Source organism: Nocardia sp. NPDC055002 (assembly GCF_053608825.1).
On sequence record NZ_JBSGWE010000009.1, the window covers coordinates 199,560 to 219,905 of the forward strand.

The following is a 20,346-nucleotide window of genomic DNA, read 5'->3' on the forward strand; positions in this document are numbered from 1 at the left end:
GACGTTAGACCCCCTGGGTGAGATTCCGCCCAGAGGCGGTGGTGATGTCGAGTTGGCCGGTGACTGCGGCGGTGATCAGCGCCTGGCGGCGCTCTGCGAGGAGTGCAACTTGACGTTGTATTCGGTTGACAGCGTGTCGAAGAACACCCTCCGAGCTCTTAACCGTACGGGCGATATCTTGTTGCATCGCCAGACTCACCATTGGCATCTTGATCTGAGAAAGATGCGTGGGACCGAAGTGCTGCATCGTAGCTCCCGCTTTCAAAATGTCGATCTGATTCGCGAAGTTCGATGATTCCAAAAATGCTTCCACGAAATCCATGTCAACATCTGAAATGGGCCGCAATATGATCAGACCCGTATACGGAATCGCCCCCTCGACCTTCGGATCTCTGACGATAGAGACTGCCCCCAGTGTCGCACTGCCGCTCAAAAGTCGATCACCAACCTTCAACCGAAACTGTGACCATCGCTTGTCCACTTTCTCCGGATCGAGAAAATTACATCCGCCTAGCGTGACAACTCCATCGCGAAGGCCCGCAATCCGAACCAGAGGCGTGCCCTCATCCCGGAAATCTTCCGCCATAATTCCCGGTCCTTCACGGAATTTGACAACATAACGCATCGGCACTACGTCCCCGCATGTAGCCATCTGGCCGTCAATCACCGCCCGATGGCGCTCATGAAGAACCCCAGGAATAGCCGAATACAACTCAGCCAGTCGGTCGATGCGGGAGGTTTCGGCGTCGAGGAAGTCGGCGATGCGGCGCTGCTCCTCCAGCGAAGGAGTCGGAAGCACTACATTCGCCAATGTTGCCGCATCGAACGCCGTGGAACGCTCCCGAATCCCCTTAGCTAGTGTCGCGATATATCCGCTGCGCGCTAGAATTCGAAGTAGGTACGCCACGTATCGTACGTCAACTTCTCCGCGACTTCGGTAAGCGTGTACGACAGGTGATGCCTTTCCATCAGAGTCCGAAACACCTATGGCGCCCGCAAAGCCATCCATCCCATGAACGACTAAGTCGCCTTCACGAATCCCCTGGTAGCCAATCTCCTGAAGCGCGTTAGTAAACCCATCGGTCCTCCGGTTCTCCCGGAGAGTAACCTGACCATCCCTGAAGGCCGTCACGATTCCCTCGTCGGACTTTGGGTTACGTCGCTGCCGTTCAAGTAACCACTTAGCCCGGACATCTTGCCATGTCGATGGCAGTGCCCCGAATACGAGGTCGCCAGTCATCGCGTAACCTCCCCCAACAGAACCTGAATCTCGGCCTCCAGCGCCTTCAACTCAGCATCGATCTCAGCCAGTGGTCGTGGTGGAACGTAAACGTAGAAGTGGCGAGTGAACGGAACTTCATAGCCCACTTTGGTTTTCGCGTGGTCGATCCACGCATCCGGAACATGCGGAAGAACCTCACGCGTGAGATATTCGTCAACATTCTCGGCGAGCGGAACGTTCTCGTAGTCACGCAGATCCGGGTCCGGTTCGGGGGCTCCCTTCACCAACTGCGCTTCGCCATCCGAGTCACGGAAACCAATGGCATCGCGGAAGACCTTTGCGAACGGCGCACCGGTCGGCCAGGTTTCACCCTCGGCGGCCACAGCATCGCGGAGCGCACTGATCGCGTCAGCTTTCGTCTTCCAACTCTCGCCGACCAGCGGGGTGAGCAGGCGCATGAACGCATCCGAGTCGCTGTAGAGCTTGCGCACCGGCGCCGAACCGGCCAGCTTATCCAAACCGTCGGCCGTGAGTTCGAACCGCAACTTCAACGGTCGTTCGACTGTGATTCGCCGGTATCCAAAGTCCTCGTTGGCGAAGATCTTCACCTTGCCGTGCAGCGGATGCTCAGCGTTCCCGGCGATCGCAGTCGCGTCCCCGTACAGCCGAGTGATCTCCTCGATCTGACTATCGCTGATCTGTTTACGCTTGTCTCCCAGTGACTTCCGCATCTTCACCCAGTAGTCCCGAGCGTCGACCAGCATCACCTTCCCCCGATGCTCGGGCGTCTTACGGTTGGTGAGGATCCAAAAGTAAGTGGAGATACCGGTGTTGTAGAACAGCTGATCCGGCAGCGCGACAACAGCTTCCAGCCAGTCGTTCTCAATGATCCAGCGGCGGATATTCGATTCACCGGACTCGGCCGCGCCGGTAAACAGCGGCGACCCGTTGAAGACGATCGCGACGCGGCTGCCACCTGCGGACACGGGGCGCATCTTCGAGATCATGTGCTGGAGGAACAGCAGGGAACCGTCGTTGATGCGCGGCAGGCCAGCACCGTAGCGGCCGGAGTCGCCGAGGTTCTGAGCCTCCCACTCGACTTCTTCCTTGATCTTCTTCCACTCCACGCCGAACGGCGGGTTGGCCAGCATGTAGTCGAACTTCTGACCCTTGTGTCCGTCGTTGTCGCCGAGCGAGTTGGCGAGCACGATGTTCTCAGGGTCCTCGCCCTTGATCATCAGGTCCGACCGGCAGATCGCCCACGACTCGGGATTGAGCTCCTGGCCGTTGAGCTCCACTGTCGCTTTGGGATTCAGCTTCACAATGTGCGCTTCGGCGGCGCTGAGCATGCCGCCGGTGCCGCACGCCGGGTCGAGGATGCGGCGCACCTTGCCGGCCTGCGACAGCAGATCCGCGTCGGGGGCGATCAGCAGGTTCACCATCAGTTCGATGACCTCGCGCGGCGTGAAGTGCTCGCCCGCGGTCTCGTTCGACTGTTCGGCGAATCGCCGGATCAGTTCCTCGAAGATGTAACCCATCTGGTGGCTCGACACCACCTCGGGCCGCACATCCAGATCGGCGAACTTGGTGACCACCTTGTACAGCAGCCCGGCCGAGTCCAATTTCCTGATCTGCTGGGCGAATTCGTACTTCTCCAGCACCTCGAGCGCGTTCGGGGAGAACGCGTTGATGTAGGCGAGCAGGTTCGCGCGGGTCTGCGAGGAGTCATCGGCGATCTTGCGCAACGTCAGGTCGGTGGTGTTGTAGAACCGGGCGTCGGAGGCCTGGCACAACAGCTCACGCTTGTCGACATCCACGCCCTCGAGCTGCTTGTTTCGAGCAACCACCGCGTCCCGCGTCGGCGCCAGCACGCATTCGAGCCGCCGCAGCACCGTGAACGGCAGGATCACCTTGCCGTAGTCGGACTGCTTGTAGTCGCCGCGCAACAGGTCGGCGACCGACCACGCGTGGTTGGCCAGCTCGCTGTGCTTGCCGGTGTTCACTCGCTACCTCCTTGGGAAATGTTGTCGGGTCGATCGCGCCGGAGACGAGGCCGACGGTCACCACTTCGGCGACCCGATCAACCTCGTTACAGGCTCGCGCCAGGCTCATGCGAAAGCCGGTGCGCGCTACGAAATGTCTCACCGTATCGCTGCTGCCGCGTGTGCGTCAGCAGCGGATGCGGACTCGGTGCGGTGCTCGCTTGACCACCGTTGCACCAACACTCCGTGTACAACGACCATACTGAACCACGCTAGAAGTTTCGTCAAGTCTCATGTCATCTCTTGACAATGTTTTCAGCTTTCTGCAGTCTGTGTACAACGCCGAGAATCAAGGCGCCTAAGCCGCTAGCTCCGCGCCCCGATCAGAGAAGGCCCCCGTGACTTATCCGCAGCATCCACAGCCTTTCCAGCCACCGAGGCCACCTGGCCGTCCCAGTCGCAACACGAGCCCCCTGGTCATCGTCGCTGCCGCCATCGGCGGCCTGTGCACGCTCGGGATCCTTCTCGGCGTTATCGGAGCGGCCTTCGGTTCCAGCGACAACTCCGCCTCGACAACCAGATCCGCGGCACCGAACGCCGGTACCACCATTCGCTTCACCACAACCACCCCGCCTGCCCCGGTCTACGACATTCCCACCCAGCACAACATCGACCCTGAGCTGTCGATCACCGAGAAGCAGTGCTTCGGTTCGGCGGGCTGCATCTTCACCTACGAACTGCGGATCGTCACCACAGCACCGGTCGTTTTCGCGCCGACCAAGCGCTATCGCGTCACCGTCGCGCTCGACGAAGGCACCAGCTGGGAGCGGGTGCACTCGATCACCCTCACCGGTACGACAGCCGGCGTAGTCAAGGGGCACCTGAGCAGCGATGCCAGCACTGTCCCGGTCGCCGCGATCCAGTCGATAACCCCGCTCTGACCTCACACCTCCCAGGTTTCACCCGAATCACGTTCACCACGAGAAGGGTTCACCGCAATGTCAGACACCACCGATGCAACTGCTGCGACCGATCTGGTTCCCTGGGTCGCCGATCAACTCGATCGGGCCGGGCTCACCGACGAAGTTGGTCTGCTGATCCTCGCCGCGCTGGATGGGGACCCAGCGCTCGATGACTACCTCGGTGGGACAACGCAGAACCCGCCCTGCTCAAAAGCCGTTGGGGCACAGCCTGAATCACGCGGCACTTTCCTTACTTCGATCGAGGTCGAAGGTTTCCGCGGAATCGGTCCGACCACCGCGCTGACACTGCGCCCAGAGCCTGGCCTGACCATCGTCGCCGGGCGCAACGGCTCGGGAAAGTCGAGCATCTCCGAAGCGCTGGAACTCACGCTGACCGACAGCGCCTACCGTTGGGCCGGCAAAAAGTCGACTCAGTGGCGCGACGAGTGGCGCAACCTGCACCACGGAACGGCGCGCATCGCAGTGCAGCTGGTCGAGGAGGGCAACGAACCGGTCACCGTAACTACCAGCTGGGCCGACGACGAGACCGATGTCAACAAGCACACGACGCGCACCCAACGTCGCGGTGGCAAACAACAGGACGGTCGCGGCGACCTCGGCTGGGACGGTCCGTTGCGGCAATTCCGCCCGATCCTGTCCTACGACGAACTCGGCGCCATGCTCAGCGGAACACCGAGCGAACTGCACGACGCGATCTCGCGGGTACTCGGAGTCGGACAGCTCACTGATGCCATATATCGAATTCAGTTGCGACACAAGGCCCTCAAATCTCCGGGAGACGAACTCGGCAAACGGCGCAAGGATCTTGCCACGGCTGCCGCCCAGCTCGACGACCATCGGGCCGCGGCGGTTGCGCCGCTGCTGAGGAAGACCCAGCCCGATCTCACGCAGCTGCGAGACCTGCTGCACACCGCCGATACCGACACCAACGGGCCGGTATCCGGACTGCGCGCACTCGCCGCGCTGCGCGCGCCCGTTACTGCCGACAACGCAAGCGCCGTCGCGAAGCGCCTGCGGTCAGGCATCACCGCAGTCGCCGAGCTCGGGGCAGCCGCCAGCGAAAAGAAGATCGCCACCCTGAACCTGCTCGAACAAGCCCTGCAGGTGCACGGCGTACACGGCGATATGCCATGCCCGGTTTGCGAAGGTGGCCGCCTCGACGCCGCATGGGCCACGCGCAGCCGCGAGGCGGTGAGCACAGACCGCGAGCAGCTGGCCGCGCTCACCCAAGCAACACAATTCGTGGAGTTGGCACAGGCCGAGGCATTGCACATGCTGTCGGCACCGCCTGCTGTCCTCGAAAACTCCCCTGTCGAGGAACTCGACGCGGCAGTCACCGCAGCCCGCACTGCGTGGCGCGACTGGGCAGCGATCACCCGCCGCGCCGACAGTCCAACGCTGCTCGAACTCGCGGACCACGTCGAAAACGCAGCTGACGCCCTGATCACGGCCGTAGACGAGCTCACCGAATCCGCCGCGGAATGCCTGTCCGCACGTGAGGACCACTGGCAGCCACTCAACGCTCGCGTCCGTGCGTGGTGTGCGGATTGGCAGACGTGGCTCGCCGACAAGCCGATGGTCGACCAACTTGCCGAAGCGAGGAAGTGGTTGCAGGCGAACGACCTTCGCCTGCGAAACGAACGCCTCGCACCGATCCGCGAGGGAGCGATCCACGCCTGGAATGTGCTGAAGCAGGAGAGCAATATCGAGATCGGCGACCTCTCGTTGGTGGGTACGCTCAACCAACGCAAACTCCGGGTCGACTCGACGGTGGACGGTGTTGCGGCCGCAGGGCTTACCGTATTGAGCCAGGGCGAACTGCACGCCATGGCACTGGCCCTGTTCCTCCCACGCGCCACCATGGCCGAATCACCGTTCCGCTTCTTGGTTCTCGACGACCCGGTCCAGGCGATGGACCCCGCCAAGGTCGACGGACTCGTCTCGCTGCTCAGCGAACTCGCGCAGACCCGCCAGGTGGTCGTCCTCTCTCACGACGACCGACTCCCCGCTGCAGTACGCCGTGCGAACTTCGCCGCCACGATCGTGGAGGTGAGCCGCAACAACGACTCTCAGGTGTGCATTTCCCCGGTCACCGATCCGGCCACCCGCTACATCGGCGACGCGTTCGGCCTGATCAAGGAGTACGAGAACGACCGCTTCCCCGACGAAGCCCTGCGGCGCACACTGCCCGGGATGCTGCGGTTTGCAGTGGAAGCAGCGGCGCGGCACACCTACTTCTCGCGCAATATCCGTGCGGGACAGACACTCGCAGCGCTCGAGCAGGAGTGGGAGAAGGCAACGTCCACCCGATCAAAGGTGACCCTCGCAGTCTTCGGGGAACCGCGGGAAAACCACGTCCTCGACAACTGGGCGCGCGCCGAGTACCTCAAGTCGGCATTGCACACGGTGGGGCCCAAAATGCACCACGGATTCCCCGTCGGCACCGACGTACGGCAAGCGGCCAAAAACGTTCAGCGCATGGTGCGCGACATCGAGGCGGTAGCCAAATGAGCGGCCTGCTGACGTTGGCGGCCACCCAGGTCGCCGGCAAGACCCCACACACCAACCGCATGGGCGCCTGGCTGACGCGAACGGCGTTGGAGGAGATCATCGGTGAACTCCTGCGCGTGCGTGGCATCGATCCCGGCCGAGCCAGCGGCAGCGCCCGACTCTCCTGTTTAGAAGTCGCCTACCACGACACACCCGAGGTCGCGACGCAGGCGCAGTATGCGTGGAGCCGACTGTCGGAGGCCTGCCATCACCATGCCTACCAACTCTCACCCACCTACCACGAAGTGGTCCACCTGCTCGGCATCGTGCAGAACCTGCACGGCCGAATCGCCGGCGCGCCCCGATGAATTCCGATCTTCCAACTTCGCAAAGTGCAAGGAGAACAACGATGGGGTTCGCAACCGTCGATCGACAGCCTCATGCCGAAGCCACTGCCGTGTGGTTGACCAGCCGCACCGGCACCAATGTCGTCCGAAACACGAACGCGGTCGTCATCCAGCACGACGATCCCGACTACATCAAGACGATCCGAGCACTCACCACCCGACACTCAGTGGTGCTCACCGAAGGCTGTGAACCGCGCCGTTGCCGTTCGCACACGCTGTTCGGATCGACGTGTTCGACGAACTGCTCGACGCCACCGCACGCCTGCAAGCCGACACCGGCGAAGCGATCGCTGCGCACACGGGGCTGCTGCAGGGGTAGGTGACAACCAAGATGGCTTGCCGAGAGGTAAGCCTGAGAGGATGTCGCAGTGCCCAAGCCGTATCCGAAAGAGTTCCGCGACGACGTCGTGCGGGTCGCCCGCAACCGCGACGACGGCGTGACGTTGGATCAGATCGCGGCCGATTTCGGGGTCCATCCGATGACGTTGTCGAAATGGATGCGCCAAGCCGAGATCGACGACGGGAACAAGCCCGGGACCACTCGCAGTGAGTCGGTCGAGCTGCGGGATGCTCGCCGCCGGATACGGTTGCTCGAGCAGGAGAAAGAGGTCCTGCGGCGCGCTGCGGCGTATCTGTCACAGGCTCAGATACCGGGAAAAGGCTCTACCCGCTCGTGAAAGAGCTTGCCGCCGAGGGGATCCCCGTGGCGGTGACGTGCCGGGTGCTGCAGCTCGCTCGCCAGCCCTACTATCGGTGGCTCGCGTGGATGGTGAACTCATTGTCCCAAGCACATCAAGCGGAATATCGGCCGCGATTCAGCAGATCGCGCCTCCCTGCGCTGAGCTTGGTCGGGCAGCAGGCTCGGTAGCAAGCACATGCCACCTACAGACGTACGCTGACCTGCGAAGACCAACGCTTTCCAGGAAGGTGTGCTGATGACCGTCACTGCTGGTCGGTTCGCTGTCGGACTGATTGCCGCGGCCACACTGGCGTTGGCAGGATGCGGCGGCAACCCGCCGCCGACAACACCTACCGGGTCGGTGTCGCCGACCACGGCGTCCCAGCCTTTGTCCGAGGGGCCCGCTGCGTCGATGTCGTCAACCCACCTCCCAGGAACCACCACCCCAACCCCTTCGGCTGAGTTGACCCCGCACGCCTCACCGGCACCGCCCGCATCCTCACCCGCGATCCAGCAATCCGAGCCGACCTTCTTGTATTGCGAGAACGGCACCGCGATATACAGCGATCAGTCGTACGTAGTCGGGGATCCACGCTGTCCACAGCCCACCGCTAACGAAGACCCGCACGGTCGCGACTACCAGTGTGATGCGCAAGGAACCAACTGCACCTACCCCGATGGCTCTCCGGTCCCGGGTTATCGGCGGTGCGGCACACAGTGTGGTGAGGCACCGACTTCTGGTGAGGTTCAACGCAAGTGGATGGAATGCATCGCTGTGAAATCGGCAGAGCAATGTCGAGCGGAGCAGTGAGGAGCTGTCGATAAAATCGCTGCGCCCGTTCCATAGTCCATACGTCTGGGACGAGGAAGAACAGCCAACAGATTTGCGCCCCGCTGTGTATCTGCGAGACCGCATCTACTGTGACCAGACCCTCCGTACCCCACCCATGAAGCACCTTGATACTAGGGTTGACCATATGGAAAAACGCGTCCAGGTGAAGATCTGTGGTATCAGGTCCGAACTCGACCTCGCTGCGGCGTTGAGTGCTCGGCCCGATGCCGTGGGGTTCATCTCTGGCATCACGCACTTCAGCGAGGACGCGCTCACACCGGAGCAGGCCGCCGCCCTGTCCGCACAGGTATCGAGCCGAGTCGGCGCACGCTCGGTGAAGCGTGTGCTGGTCACCCACCTCGAAGACGCTGACGCGATTTTGCAGCTTGCGCAGACGGTCGATGTCGAGGCTATCCAGGTGCACGGCTTGGTGAATCGAGCCAACTTGCGAAAGGTGTACGAGCACAGGGGCAATCGCGAGATCCTGCGGGCCGTACATGTCACCGACGAGGGCGTTTTCTCCGCCGTCGAGGATGTCGCCAAGTATTGCGACGTCATCCTCCTGGACTCGCGCACGCCCAGCCGTCTCGGGGGAACCGGGCAAACACACGACTGGAACATCAGCAAGAAGATCGTCGAGGCGATGGCCGGGCGCAAGGATGTGGCGTTGGCCGGTGGTCTCACCCCGGACAACGTCGGTCGGGCAATCGACCTCGTGCAGCCCTATGGTGTGGACGTCAACACCGGCGTCGACGACGCCGGCGGCAACAAGTCCAAGGCGGCATGTGCTGAATTCGTCAAAGCCGCGACCCGGGAGCTCGCCTCGACTTGTCATCCAGCACAACAGCACTGAGCACCAGTGCCCCGCCGATCACCGCCCCCACCGTGATCGGCGTGTTCGTGAAGATCGCACTCACCACGGCCGCGAAAACGGCTTCGTTGAGCCCGATGATGCTCGCCGTCGTCGCGTCCAGGCCCCGCAGGCCCAGCCAATAGAGGCAGAAACCGGGTCCGAGCAGTAGCGCCCCGACCAGGATGAGCGATCCGGCGGTCCGAGCGTCCGGTGGATCGGTCAGGATCAGTCCGCCGCCGAGCACACTGGCCACCACCAACTGCCATCCCGCCGACGCGATCGTCGGTCGCTGTGCCGACTCCCGGGCGATGAGGCTGACCAGCAGTGCGACACACACCGCGCTACCGACCGCGAGGACACAGCCCAACAGCGCTCTGTCCATACCGATTTCAGCCGAGCTGCCCGGTACCGCCACTGCCACCGCGGCACCGACCAGCACGAATTCGACGCCGACGAGCACCGTCGGTCGGCGCCGCCCGCGGACTATCTCGGCGGCGAGCAACAGCAACGGCGCGATCAGGTGCAACGCCACCACCACGGGTAACGGTCCACATTTCAACGCTGCGACGAACAGCAGCAAGTTGGCTGCCTCGAGCGCGCCCAATCGCACATACAGGCCGGGCGATTCCAGCAGTGTTCGAATCGGACCTTGGCGGCGTGCGCCCGCGACGAGGAGCAAGGTCACTCCGCCCCCGGCGGCGACCAGCGCCGAGGAGGCGAGGGAACCCTCGAGCGCCGCCAGCGCGGCACTCGACATGCCCCACACGAAGGTCGCCGCGAGCATGATCCACGGCGACGATCGTGTGAGCGATGACCGGACTGCGGTCAAAAAATGTAGGTCACGATAGGCAGCACCACAGCAGTGAACCCGCCGAAGACGCCCGCCGCAATAGCCCGCTGGGAGAAGTTGGGGAATCGGCTGGTCAGCCAGGCGAGTGTGCCGAACGCGAGCACGAACGTGCCCCACACGATCAAGCCACCCGCGGCAGCACGCTCAGGGAGCGGGGCCTCCTCGGCCAGGCCCGCCTTCAACAAGGCTCCGAGCCCCACGATCGTCAGTCCCGCGGCCAATGCCAATACGAACATCGCGAAGCCCGCATGGCTGTTCATCACCAGTCGGCGTGACCCCCATTCGGTCACCACCCGGCCATCGCTGTGGTGCGCGCCGTCGACCTGACAGATCAGGTCGAAAACCCTTCCGGGGTTGACGGTTTCGGCCACCGCGGTTCGCGCGTGCACCATGGCCTCGACGGCCAGGGTCGTCGAGTACGCGGTGATGAACCCCTCGCTCGATGTCCGGAATCCGCCGCGACTCGGCAGTTGCTGAGTCATCACCTGCAAATCGAACAACGCGGTCAACGCCGCCCGGACCGCAGGATGAAAGATCAACGTGCCATCGGCGACCAGCACGGCACCGACTGCCGCATGCAGCCCGAGGTGGGTCCAGATATGGGCGACATCGCCACGCAGGAAATGCTCGTCCCCATTGCAGTTGGCACCACTGGCGAGCCCGTCGAGCATCCGTTCGATCGCCAGCTCGGATGCCCGCCGCGCCCGCCTGCCACCCACCGACGCGTACTCGGGACGGGCCAGCACCGTGGCGATGTGTGCCGCCGAGTACAGCGGTTCGGCGCGGACGTCGTCGGACAGCATCGTCAGCGCCAGAAAGGTCACGCCGCGCAGCGTCGCCCGCGCCACTTCCACGTCATCGGCCGCGTACGGGGCGAGTGCGTGCATGGCGGCGGTCGTCGCGGTCAGAGACACCGGGCCGACAGATCCGGACATCCGATACCCGCCCGATTCGGCATCCTGTTCCTGGATCAACGTCCTGATGCACTCGCGAACATCGGAATCGTCGTCGGCCACCCCAAGGCAGTGCATCGCCCGCAGTTGCCACGCGATATCGATCGGCCCCGTGAACTCCCCCGCGCCCGCGGTGGGCGGCACGATCATCTGCCGACGTACCAGATGCAGCACCTCGTCTGCCCGGGGAACGGGAATGCCTGCCGCAGTCAGCGCGCACACCACCTCCGCGGTGTTCTGCGGATTCGGCGGCACGTCATGGACCCAGCCCCAGCCGGCCCCGCCCGCGCCATCAGAGAATTGGTAACGCTCGAACCATTCGACCGCCAGTCTCATGCGTTCATCGAGATTGGACATGTCCCCACCTACCGATCTGTGTCGAACCCATTCCAGCCCAGGTTCTTTCACTTACTAGATGCTCCCAGACGCCCGAGGAGTTCACGAACACCGTGGCGAACGCTCTGGAAATCCGCAGGTCCTGTCGGTGGGGCGGCGTAGTGTCACGCATATCGGCGTTGCGGGTGACCAACCGGAGGTTCGCGATGGACGTGCTGCTCGGAATCGGAACACGTAAGGGTTTGTTTTTGGCTCGTAGCCGGGATGGGCGGGCCAGTTGGACCGTGTCGCCGCCGCAGTTTCCGGTGGCGGATGTGAAGGCCTTGGCGATTGATACCCGGCGGGGGACGCCGCGGGTGCTCGCCGGGGTGTTGAACAGTCATTTCGGGCCCACATTGGTGGTCAGTGATGATCTCGGGGAGACGTGGAGCGAGCCGGATGACGCGCCGCTGGCGTTTCCCGAGGACACCGGGGCTGCGCTGGGTGGCGTGTGGCAGATCGCGCCTGCTACCGAGGCCGAGCCGGATGTGGTGTACGCGGGTGTCGAGCCGTCTGCATTGTTCCGGTCGACTGATCGTGGCCGGACGTTCGAGCTGGTCAGGGGGTTGTGGGACCATCCCCATCGGCCACGGTGGGAGCCGGGCGGCGGCGGGTTGGCCCTCCACACTGTGCTGCCGCATCCCGTCGATACTCAGCGACTTGCGGTGGCTATGTCCACTGGCGGGGTCTATCAGACCGCCGACGGCGGGGAATCGTGGACTCCGACGAACAAGGGTGTCACCGCGGACTTCATGCCCGGCGAGTTGCCGGAATGGGGGCAGTGCGTGCACAAGGTCGCTCTCGATGCCGAGTCGCCGAGCACCATGTATTTGCAGAACCACGGTGGGGTGTTCAGGAGCACCGACGCGGGGGTGAGCTGGCAGTCGATCGACGGTGGGTTACCGCCGTCCAATTTCGGCTTTCCGATCGTCGCGCATCCGCGTAAGCCCGGGGTGATCTACACCTTCCCGCTGGTGGCGGATATGGATCGCTTCCGCTTTCCGCCCGATGCGGTCTGCGCGGTGTATCGCAGTGCGGACGGCGGCGAGACGTGGTCGAAGCTGAACGACGGCCTCCCCGAGGTCCCGTTCTGGGCCGCGGTCATGCGCGATGCCATGTGCGCCGACGATGCCGAGCCGACCGGCATCTATTTCGGCACCCGCAACGGCGAGGTGTATTGCAGCGCGGACGAAGGCGACCATTGGCGGCTCGTGGCCGACAAGCTGCCCGACGTGCTGTGCGTGCGCGCCGCGGTCATCGGATAGCGCGATGGCTCGCGTCTGCTTGCCCTCCATGCTCCGCACCTATGTCGACGGCGCCAAGGAACTCGATGTCGACGGTGCGACTCTGCAACAGGTCCTCGATGCGCTGCGCGAACGATCACCCGGTTTGGAGCGCCGTCTCCGCGATGAACGCGGGGTTCTGCGCCGGTACGTGAACTTCTATATCGACGGTGACGAATGCCGTCTTCTCGACGGCCAGGACACCGCTGTCGGCGCACGTACCGAGGTGATGATCATCCCGTCGGTTGCCGGCGGATGAGACCTATTCCGTTGGGGTGCAATGAATCCTGTTAGCGGAAATAGGGCGTCGCCTGCACCCAATGGAACCCCCGTGAAACAGCCGGGAACTGCGCGAGGTCGACCTGGTCCAGCTGCATCCGTACCGGACGTCCACCGAGTATGCCCTCCAGAATCAGCCGATCCGATTGTGGCTGCATATAACTGAACGTCGCGAGCGTCCATTGGTGCCCCGTGTCTTTCGACAGCGTGACGGTGTGCTGGTCGGTGTCGATTCGAGCGGGGAAGGAGACCAGCGAATCATCCAGCCGCTGGACGGTCATGCCCTGGGGAATGTCGAAGATGATGCGGCGGAATCGTTCGGTGGCACTGGGCATTCGGCTGTTGGACGGCGGTTCGCGGAAGTCGACCAGTGCGGGCACCTGCTCCCCCGCGATCGAGTACTCGGTGACGTTCCAGATGCCGTAGAGCGGCGACTTGGGCCGTGCGTTGCCGTAGGTGTGCCAGCCGTCGTATGCCTCGACGGTCGTGGCACCGAGCAGCCACACCCCCATCAGCACCTGGACTGTCAGCAGGATTCGGTTGCCACGCGCAGTGGACAGCAAGGGTGTCGACGTTCGAGCTACGACTGCGCGGCCGAGCAGGGCCCGAACGACCCGGATGACGTCCGGTGCGGCCAATACTGTTGCGTACAAGAACAATTGCAGGGCGAACAGCTTCACCGGCACATCGAACGTCAGATTCATCAAGAGCACCTGCAACGCCACAACGACAGCAAGAACAGATCCGAGCCCCGCGGTCACCGGCAGGATGAGAAGAAGCGCCGCAACGACTTCCGCCGCACCCAACGCCATCTCATACGGCTCCGACAGCGACGACTGCGCCCACAGCACCGCCATCGGGCTCATCTGACCGAACGGTTCGACCAGCCGCTCGAGATTGAACGACATCTGCGACGGCAACACCTTGATCATCCCGTACAGCAAAAGGGCGCTCGCCAGGGAGATACGCAACAGCAGCCGGAACCACTCATACAGTCGCGTGTAGTTCGGGCGGCGCCGGTCGAAGACCGACCAGGCGGCGGTCACCGGCACGGCAACCAGGAGCAGGGTGAAAACAGCCACCCATTTCGCCGCGGTGTCTCCGCTACCGGTGACCGTGTAATCGATGGGTACATCGAAGATCTGAGTGCCGACCCAATCGGTGAGCGGATGCAGCGCCGTCCATTCGGCGACCTCGCTCACCATCTCCTGCGGCACACCGAGGGTGCGCAGCAGCGCGTGCAGCAGCCACACCCCCGCCATCCCGACACCGACAACGATGAACCCGAACCGGAAGAGCACACGGACCGCCGGATGCCACCGCTCCACAGCCTCCCGCTCGATGCCATCGACCTCGGGCTCCCGCTGAGCCAACACCCCTGTAACCATCCGTCACTCCTACGGTCGAAAGCCGTGCGGGTGAGACGCTATGGCAGCAGGCGTGACTCGGAAATCCAGCAAAGTCGTTGCCCCGAGCATTCGGGTCAGGCGTCAATTCACAACGGTCCACACATTGGTGTCGGGTCCCTCGCCGAGGCAGAACATCTCCTCACCGTCGGGCGATGTCGCTACACCCGAGCCCACCTCGCAGGGTGCACCAGGAGTGCGAGTACCGAGCAGGGGCACTGATTGCACCCATTTCGCGCTCGGGCCCCCTGCTTTGGTGCATTTGAGGGTGCTTCCGTCAGCCGCGGTGGCGTAGTCGTCGCCGGGCGGGGTGCACGCGACACCGACTGCGGGCGTCGTCTTCTTCGGTGTGGGCACCGTGGTAGGCACTGCGGTAGTGGTGCTTTCGGGCGCGAGCTCCGGGGTCGTGGCGGGAAATGGAGCGGCGGCCGAGGGCGTAGTGGTCGCTGCGGCGGGTGCCAGGGCGGTGACGGGTGCCGGAGCGATCGCGAGCGCAATGGTGACTTTCGCCGGTGCCGGGGTGACGAAGCGCGGCGCGTTCATCGGGGCGCTTTCGTCCTGGACCAGCGGAACGAACTGCAGCGCGACGATTTCGGGTAATGCTTGGACCACGGCCCAGCCCTCGACTGTGGTTCCCGATTTAGGCGACGCGCTGTAGGTGAACGCGTCGAAACAGGCGTCGGTGAGGATGGCGTGCTCGGTCCGCTGGGTGATCCCGGCGCGGTCCACGGTGCTGAGCAGCCACTGGTCGGGTCGCGACAGCCGGCTGGTGCCGATGCTCTCGATCTGGGCGCGAACCGCCAACGCGACGCGGCCCGCACCCAGATCGGTCACGCAGTCAGCGGGCGCGAGGGCTACTTCGGTGAACGTAACGGTGCCTACCTTCGCCCGCGTGGACGCGTCGGTGAACGCGAACGGTGTGCCGAGACCTGATGTCGGCGCGGAACCAGCCGCGGATGTGGCGGCTGGTGTCGCCGGCGAATCAACGCTCCCGCACCCGGTTACACCGGCCAGAACGGCCAAGACGGCGACAGGTGCCAGATGACGTTGCATGAATGAAATCCCCTCGTACGGAAGCGAACCGGACAGCTTTGCACGACGGAGCACACCGCTGGAAATACGTCGATCGCATGACCGCGGTCGGGCCGAGACTCACGACAGCGCAATAGATCAGCGGGAAACCCCGCCCCCGTGCGGGCTCCGATCCACATGCCTTCACAGCTGATGTCAACTATGTTGGTACTCAACGCATTACGGCTCCATCAGCTGCGCGGAGCCGCGCATCCGGAGGGGGATCGATGCCGAATATTCATCGCGAGCGGGTAGCACGGTGGGCGGAGCGCACACTCGCCGAACAGCGACAGTTGACACCGGGGCAGCGTCGGTTCCTGGCAGGACTGCTCACGGTGCGTGGCTGGCATCTGCTCGTGGACAGCGGTTCGCCCGTGCCCGACCGGATCGCGGCGTACGCACTGGGGCGGACGGGCGTTTTCGCACTCGTCTTCACCGACACGCTGCCCAGCTCGGCCGACGTCCTGAAGATCCGCAGCGAGGCCGAGCGAACCTTCGCCAGGCTCGTTGTCGGTGGCGCCCAGTTCGTACCGCATTCCGTCGATGTCGTACTGCTCATGCCGCGCGGCGCGCGGGCTACCTCGGACGGCCGCTATCTCGTCGTCGACGAGGCCGGTTTCGTCGAGACGCTGGCACGTCGTGAGAAGCGGATGCGCGCTGAACGGGTCAGCGAGCTCGCGGCGACCGCTGCGGAGAAGCTCCCCACGCATCGGTACCTCTGTGCCGACGATGCCCCCGAAGCCGAAACCATCGATGCCGGTGGTCTATTCGACCAGGACGACCTCCGCGAGGACGCGAGGTCCTCCGCGCTTGCCAGACCGTTCAGCGACTGGATGACGTTCCTCGACCCCGATCAGGTGCCGCTCGTCCACGCCACCTTCACCGGCCCTGCCCGGTTCAGCGGTCCGGCGGGCACCGGAAAGTCGGTCGTCGCGTTGCAACGAATGGCGCACTTCGCCAAGCGCAACCCCGGGCGACTGCTCTTCACGACGTTCGTCAAGAGCCTGCCCACCTACCATGAGCGATGCTTCGCGCCGATCGCGCCACACGCCGCCGGGCGCGCCGAGTTCACCGGGCTGCACGCGTGGGCGATGGCGTTCCTGGACCGCCGTGATGTCGTCTTCCGGTTGAACGACAAAGCCGTCGATGCCGCGTTCGCCAAATCGTGGCAAGGCGCCCGCGGAGTGTTGGGGCGAGTCGAGGGGACCGACCACGGTTACTGGCAGGACGAGATCAATCGGGTCATCAAGGGCCGCGGGATCACCGATCTGGAGTCGTACAAGCGCGTGCAGCGGGTGGGTCGCGAGGGAATCAGCCTGCGGTCGACCCGCCGTCAATTCGTCTGGGAGCACTGGTATCAGCCCTACCAGGAAGTCCTGGACGCGCGGCATGCCCACGATTTCAACGATGTCATCTCCCTCGCCGTCGACGAACTTCGAGCCCGCCCACTCGACAGCACCGAGGCGTACGCCATGGTCGTCGTCGACGAAGTGCAGGACTTCACTCTCCGGCAACTGCAGCTGGTGCACCAGATAGCGGGCGGCGGTCCCGACGCACAGCTGCTGCTGGTCGGCGACGGACAGCAGCAGGTCTACGCCGGGGGTTGCACCCTGTCCGAGGCCGGGATCCCGCTCGCCGGTGGGCGTGGTCGCGTGCTGCGGAAGAACTACCGCAATCGTGAAGCGGTGCTGCGGTATTCACAACGTATCGAGGCGGGCAACACCGTCGATGATCTCGATGGCGGCGCCGGCGTCATCCTTCGTGACAGCGATCCCACGCTGCCGGACGGTCGCGCAGCCGACGTTCGCGTCCCCCGTCGCGACATCGACGGGCTACTCCCCCGCGCACTCCGTGACGCACACCTGCCGCCGGGTGCCGAGATCGCCGTGATCGTCAACTGGCCGAGCGAGGTCACGCGATACCTGCGGGTGCTGCGCCGGGCGGGCATCAAGGCTGTCTCGCTGGAGAACTACGACGGCTCGCAGGTCGAACCGGTCAAAGTCGGCACGGTGCGCCGCGCGAAAGGGATGGATTTCGCCGCCGTCTTTCATATCACCGAGGAACCACCGACCGACCTGGACGCGCTGTCCGGCGGCGCCAGGGATCGAGCCGAGATGCTCGCCAGGCAGCTACTGGTCGCCACCAGCCGCGCCCGCGACTATCTCTGGGTCGCCTACCTGTCGGACTGAACTGGGAGGATCAGAACTGTGTACGACAACCCGCGCGCGTGGCTCATCCGGTCGGGCCGCGACGGCCAGCGCGAACACCGCGCACTCGACGAGGGCCTGGCCATCATCGGCTGGGATGAAATGGGCGACCTCAGCCGCTATCGCACCTGGGAAGAGCTCAAGGCAGCACTGCGAGAGAAGTATCCCCTCGCTACACCCAATGTGGTCGGCAACTGGGCTGGGCAACTCTGGAAATTCGGCACCGACATCGCGAACGACGACCTGGTTGTCATGCCACTGAAGCTGCAAACCGGCTATGTCGCGATCGGACGGGTGGTCGGCCAGTACGAATATCGCGAGACCGAGCCCGAGGAATTCCGCCAGGTCAGGAAGGTCGACTGGCTGCGAACCGACATCGTGTGGGAGGCGTTGCGACCCGACCTGCGCGCCAGTCTCGGTTCGTTGCTCACCGTCTGCGGGATCCACCGCAATCATGCGGCCGCTCGCATCGCCCATCTGGCCGAGTTCGGGACGGATCCCGGATTCGACAGTGACGAGGTGGCCACCGATTCGGTCCAACTGCTCGCCGAGGCGAGTTCCCATGCTGCGGGCAATCCCCGTCAACTCACCATCCGCAGTCTGCTCGAGCACTGGCAGTTCGAGCGGCGTACCGCGGCCGCGATCGAGGTGATCAAATCCGCCCTCGCCGAGAACGGACTCACCACCCGCCCGCCGTTCACCGAGGGTGCGCTCAGCGACATCGTCACCATCGTGCCGCTCGATGCCGAACCCGGCACCGTTACCGATCACGCGGTGGACAGCGAAGTCCGGCAACGGGATTCCAGCGCGGTGGAGAACGTCTCCGATCCGGAACCGATGACCCGGCGGCTGGGGGATCTGCCCGCGGCGCTGACGTCGGTGCCCTCGCACGTGAGCCTTACGGTGGCGAAGACGACCATGGTGCGTCATCAGTTCTCGCAACTCGCCGTCATCGACCACGACGGGACCTATCACGGTGCGATCACCTGGGAATCGATCGGCCGAGCCCATATCTCCGGTGACCACCCGACCCTGGCCGAGGCGACCGTGCCCGCCGTCGTCGTCGACCACGACGCTCCGTTGCTCGACCAGATCGACGCCATCTACGCCAACGGTTTCATCTTCGTGCGCAGCCCTGATCGCGCTCGGGTGACAGGCATCCTCACCGCATCGGATCTCACCCACCAATTCGGCATGCTGGCAAAGCCTTTCGTGCTGATCGAGGAGGCGGAGAACCGGCTGCGTCGCGCGGCCAACGATCATCTCGATCCCGACGACATCAAAGCCGCGGCCCCCAAGAACAGGCGCGCCCACACCACCGAAGCGGCGCACCTGACCTTCGGTGGCTACGTGTACCTGCTGCGCGACCCGGTTCGCTGGCGCAAGCTCGGGTGGCGCCTCGATCAAAGTCAGGTCCTGGAGCTGGTGGAGCAGGTGCGCGATGTACGGAACGAGTTGATGCACTTCGCCACTGATCCGCTGTCGGCGGGGCAGGAGGCTGCAGTACACGGTCTGCTGCAACTCCTGCGCACCGCCGAACCCAATCCCTGAGCACAGGGCCGGCCGCTACCCGCTGACGGAGAATGGGAATGTCGGCAGCTTTGCCAGTTGCTCCCCAGGCTTCAGCACGAACGACTGCCCACTGCAGTCACCGTTCTCCCAGAACGTTTGCGGGACACTACTGCCATTGACGATAGAGCCGGCGCCTCTCGGACCCAGACTGGCTACGCCCAGCTCCAGGCAGCTTTCCGGACCGATCGCCGGCACTTCACCGTGCGGCAACGAATGAAGCAAGTCTTTGAAGTCGGGCATACCCCACCAGCAGACGGTATCGGCGGGACACGGTTGAGACAGCATCGCTGTCGGCGTGCGCGCCGAGACGGTCACACTCGCAGTCGGTTTCACCGCGGTAGGTACGACCGTCGTGGTGACATCGACCGGCGCGGCCGGTTGGGCGAGCGACGTCACGGAACCGCCCTTCACCGGGGCATCTCCGTTGGCGTCGGGTTGAAACGCCATGAAGACCAGTGCTGCGCCGACGACCCCCGCGACGAGAAACCCACCGGCCACCACTAATTGGACGGTGCGGCGCTTCTCCTTCGTACCCTTACTGCTCACTTCGGCATCACGTCGCCACACACCGAAGTTGGTACTGGAACGCACTTGGCGGGTGTACGACTCGTTCTGTGCGCTGCGATGCTGCGCATCGAGGCTGGCACGACCATGGACGTGCGCCTTCGGCTCGCCCTCGTTGGGCGGGAGTTCTGCACTCACACGCACAGGCTAGTCCCAGACGGCCAGACAGGTTGGGAGAAGCCAAGATCGACCGAACCGCGGGGCACGGCCCTGGGAACGCAAAAAGGCCCCCAACCAATGGTTGAGGGCCTTTCGCAATGATGTTCCGGCAGTGTCCTACTCTCCCACACCCTGTCGAGTGCAGTACCATCGGCGCAGGTGGCCTTAGCTTCCGGGTT

16 protein-coding genes are annotated in these 20,346 nt (G+C 64.0%); 9 read left to right on the top strand and 7 right to left on the bottom strand.

Going from position 1 to position 20,346, the window contains the following annotated elements; all coding sequences use genetic code 11:
- Positions 1 to 4 precede the first annotated feature (4 nt).
- Positions 5 to 1,240: a hypothetical protein gene (locus tag ACWF99_RS29625; protein WP_452537980.1), complete on the bottom strand. Its 1,236-nt coding sequence runs from the start codon at positions 1,238 to 1,240 to the stop codon at positions 5 to 7.
- A complete protein-coding gene (locus ACWF99_RS29630; RefSeq protein WP_452537981.1) occupies positions 1,237 to 3,225 on the bottom strand; it encodes a type I restriction-modification system subunit M in 1,989 nt (662 codons plus the stop codon). The genes ACWF99_RS29625 and ACWF99_RS29630 overlap by 4 nt, the downstream gene beginning before the upstream one ends.
- A gap of 377 nt (positions 3,226 to 3,602) precedes the next feature.
- Between ACWF99_RS29630 and ACWF99_RS29635 the strand changes: the two genes are divergently transcribed.
- The 5 genes from ACWF99_RS29635 (at position 3,603) to ACWF99_RS29655 (ending at position 9,448) form a co-directional block, all read left to right on the top strand.
- Positions 3,603 to 4,145: a hypothetical protein gene (locus tag ACWF99_RS29635; protein WP_452537982.1), complete on the top strand. Its 543-nt coding sequence runs from the start codon at positions 3,603 to 3,605 to the stop codon at positions 4,143 to 4,145.
- A 57-nt stretch (positions 4,146 to 4,202) separates the two neighbouring features.
- Complete coding sequence (locus tag ACWF99_RS29640; RefSeq protein WP_452537983.1) at positions 4,203 to 6,698, top strand: AAA family ATPase; 2,496 nt, start codon at positions 4,203 to 4,205, stop codon at positions 6,696 to 6,698.
- A complete protein-coding gene (locus ACWF99_RS29645; RefSeq protein WP_452537984.1) occupies positions 6,695 to 7,045 on the top strand; it encodes a hypothetical protein in 351 nt (116 codons plus the stop codon). The genes ACWF99_RS29640 and ACWF99_RS29645 overlap by 4 nt, the downstream gene beginning before the upstream one ends.
- A 407-nt stretch (positions 7,046 to 7,452) precedes the next feature.
- Positions 7,453 to 7,761 (top strand): transposase, encoded by a 309-nt coding sequence (locus tag ACWF99_RS29650; RefSeq protein ID WP_452537985.1) that lies wholly within the window; start codon positions 7,453 to 7,455, stop codon positions 7,759 to 7,761.
- A 949-nt stretch (positions 7,762 to 8,710) separates the two neighbouring features.
- Entirely contained in the window at positions 8,711 to 9,448 is a 738-nt protein-coding gene (locus tag ACWF99_RS29655) for a phosphoribosylanthranilate isomerase (RefSeq protein WP_452537986.1), read from the top strand.
- Here ACWF99_RS29655 and ACWF99_RS29660 read toward each other — a convergent pair.
- Together ACWF99_RS29660 and ACWF99_RS29665 are read right to left on the bottom strand one after the other, a co-directional pair.
- Entirely contained in the window at positions 9,393 to 10,232 is an 840-nt protein-coding gene (locus ACWF99_RS29660; RefSeq protein ID WP_452537987.1) for an EamA family transporter, read from the bottom strand. The genes ACWF99_RS29655 and ACWF99_RS29660 overlap by 56 nt on opposite strands.
- Positions 10,233 to 10,273: 41 nt before the next feature.
- Positions 10,274 to 11,608: a hypothetical protein gene (locus ACWF99_RS29665; RefSeq protein WP_378661713.1), complete on the bottom strand. Its 1,335-nt coding sequence runs from the start codon at positions 11,606 to 11,608 to the stop codon at positions 10,274 to 10,276.
- A gap of 185 nt (positions 11,609 to 11,793) precedes the next feature.
- Between ACWF99_RS29665 and ACWF99_RS29670 the strand changes: the two genes are divergently transcribed.
- Both ACWF99_RS29670 and ACWF99_RS29675 read left to right on the top strand, forming a co-directional pair.
- Positions 11,794 to 12,891, top strand: coding sequence for a WD40/YVTN/BNR-like repeat-containing protein (locus ACWF99_RS29670; protein ID WP_378636381.1), 1,098 nt, complete (start codon positions 11,794 to 11,796; stop codon positions 12,889 to 12,891).
- 4 nt (positions 12,892 to 12,895) lie between these two features.
- Entirely contained in the window at positions 12,896 to 13,168 is a 273-nt protein-coding gene (locus tag ACWF99_RS29675) for a MoaD/ThiS family protein (RefSeq protein WP_378636379.1), read from the top strand.
- Positions 13,169 to 13,199: 31 nt separating this feature from the next.
- Here the strand turns inward: ACWF99_RS29675 and ACWF99_RS29680 are convergent, their stop codons facing one another.
- Entirely contained in the window at positions 13,200 to 14,576 is a 1,377-nt protein-coding gene (locus ACWF99_RS29680; RefSeq protein ID WP_452537988.1) for a DoxX family protein, read from the bottom strand.
- A gap of 102 nt (positions 14,577 to 14,678) precedes the next feature.
- Complete coding sequence (locus ACWF99_RS29685; protein WP_452537989.1) at positions 14,679 to 15,428, bottom strand: hypothetical protein; 750 nt, start codon at positions 15,426 to 15,428, stop codon at positions 14,679 to 14,681.
- Positions 15,429 to 15,892: 464 nt separating this feature from the next.
- Between ACWF99_RS29685 and ACWF99_RS29690 the strand changes: the two genes are divergently transcribed.
- Positions 15,893 to 17,854: a UvrD-helicase domain-containing protein gene (locus tag ACWF99_RS29690; RefSeq protein ID WP_452537990.1), complete on the top strand. Its 1,962-nt coding sequence runs from the start codon at positions 15,893 to 15,895 to the stop codon at positions 17,852 to 17,854.
- 18 nt (positions 17,855 to 17,872) lie between these two features.
- Positions 17,873 to 19,423: a CBS domain-containing protein gene (locus ACWF99_RS29695; RefSeq protein WP_378636369.1), complete on the top strand. Its 1,551-nt coding sequence runs from the start codon at positions 17,873 to 17,875 to the stop codon at positions 19,421 to 19,423.
- 15 nt (positions 19,424 to 19,438) lie between these two features.
- Here the strand turns inward: ACWF99_RS29695 and ACWF99_RS29700 are convergent, their stop codons facing one another.
- Positions 19,439 to 20,146: a hypothetical protein gene (locus ACWF99_RS29700; protein ID WP_378636367.1), complete on the bottom strand. Its 708-nt coding sequence runs from the start codon at positions 20,144 to 20,146 to the stop codon at positions 19,439 to 19,441.
- Positions 20,147 to 20,346 lie beyond the last annotated feature (200 nt).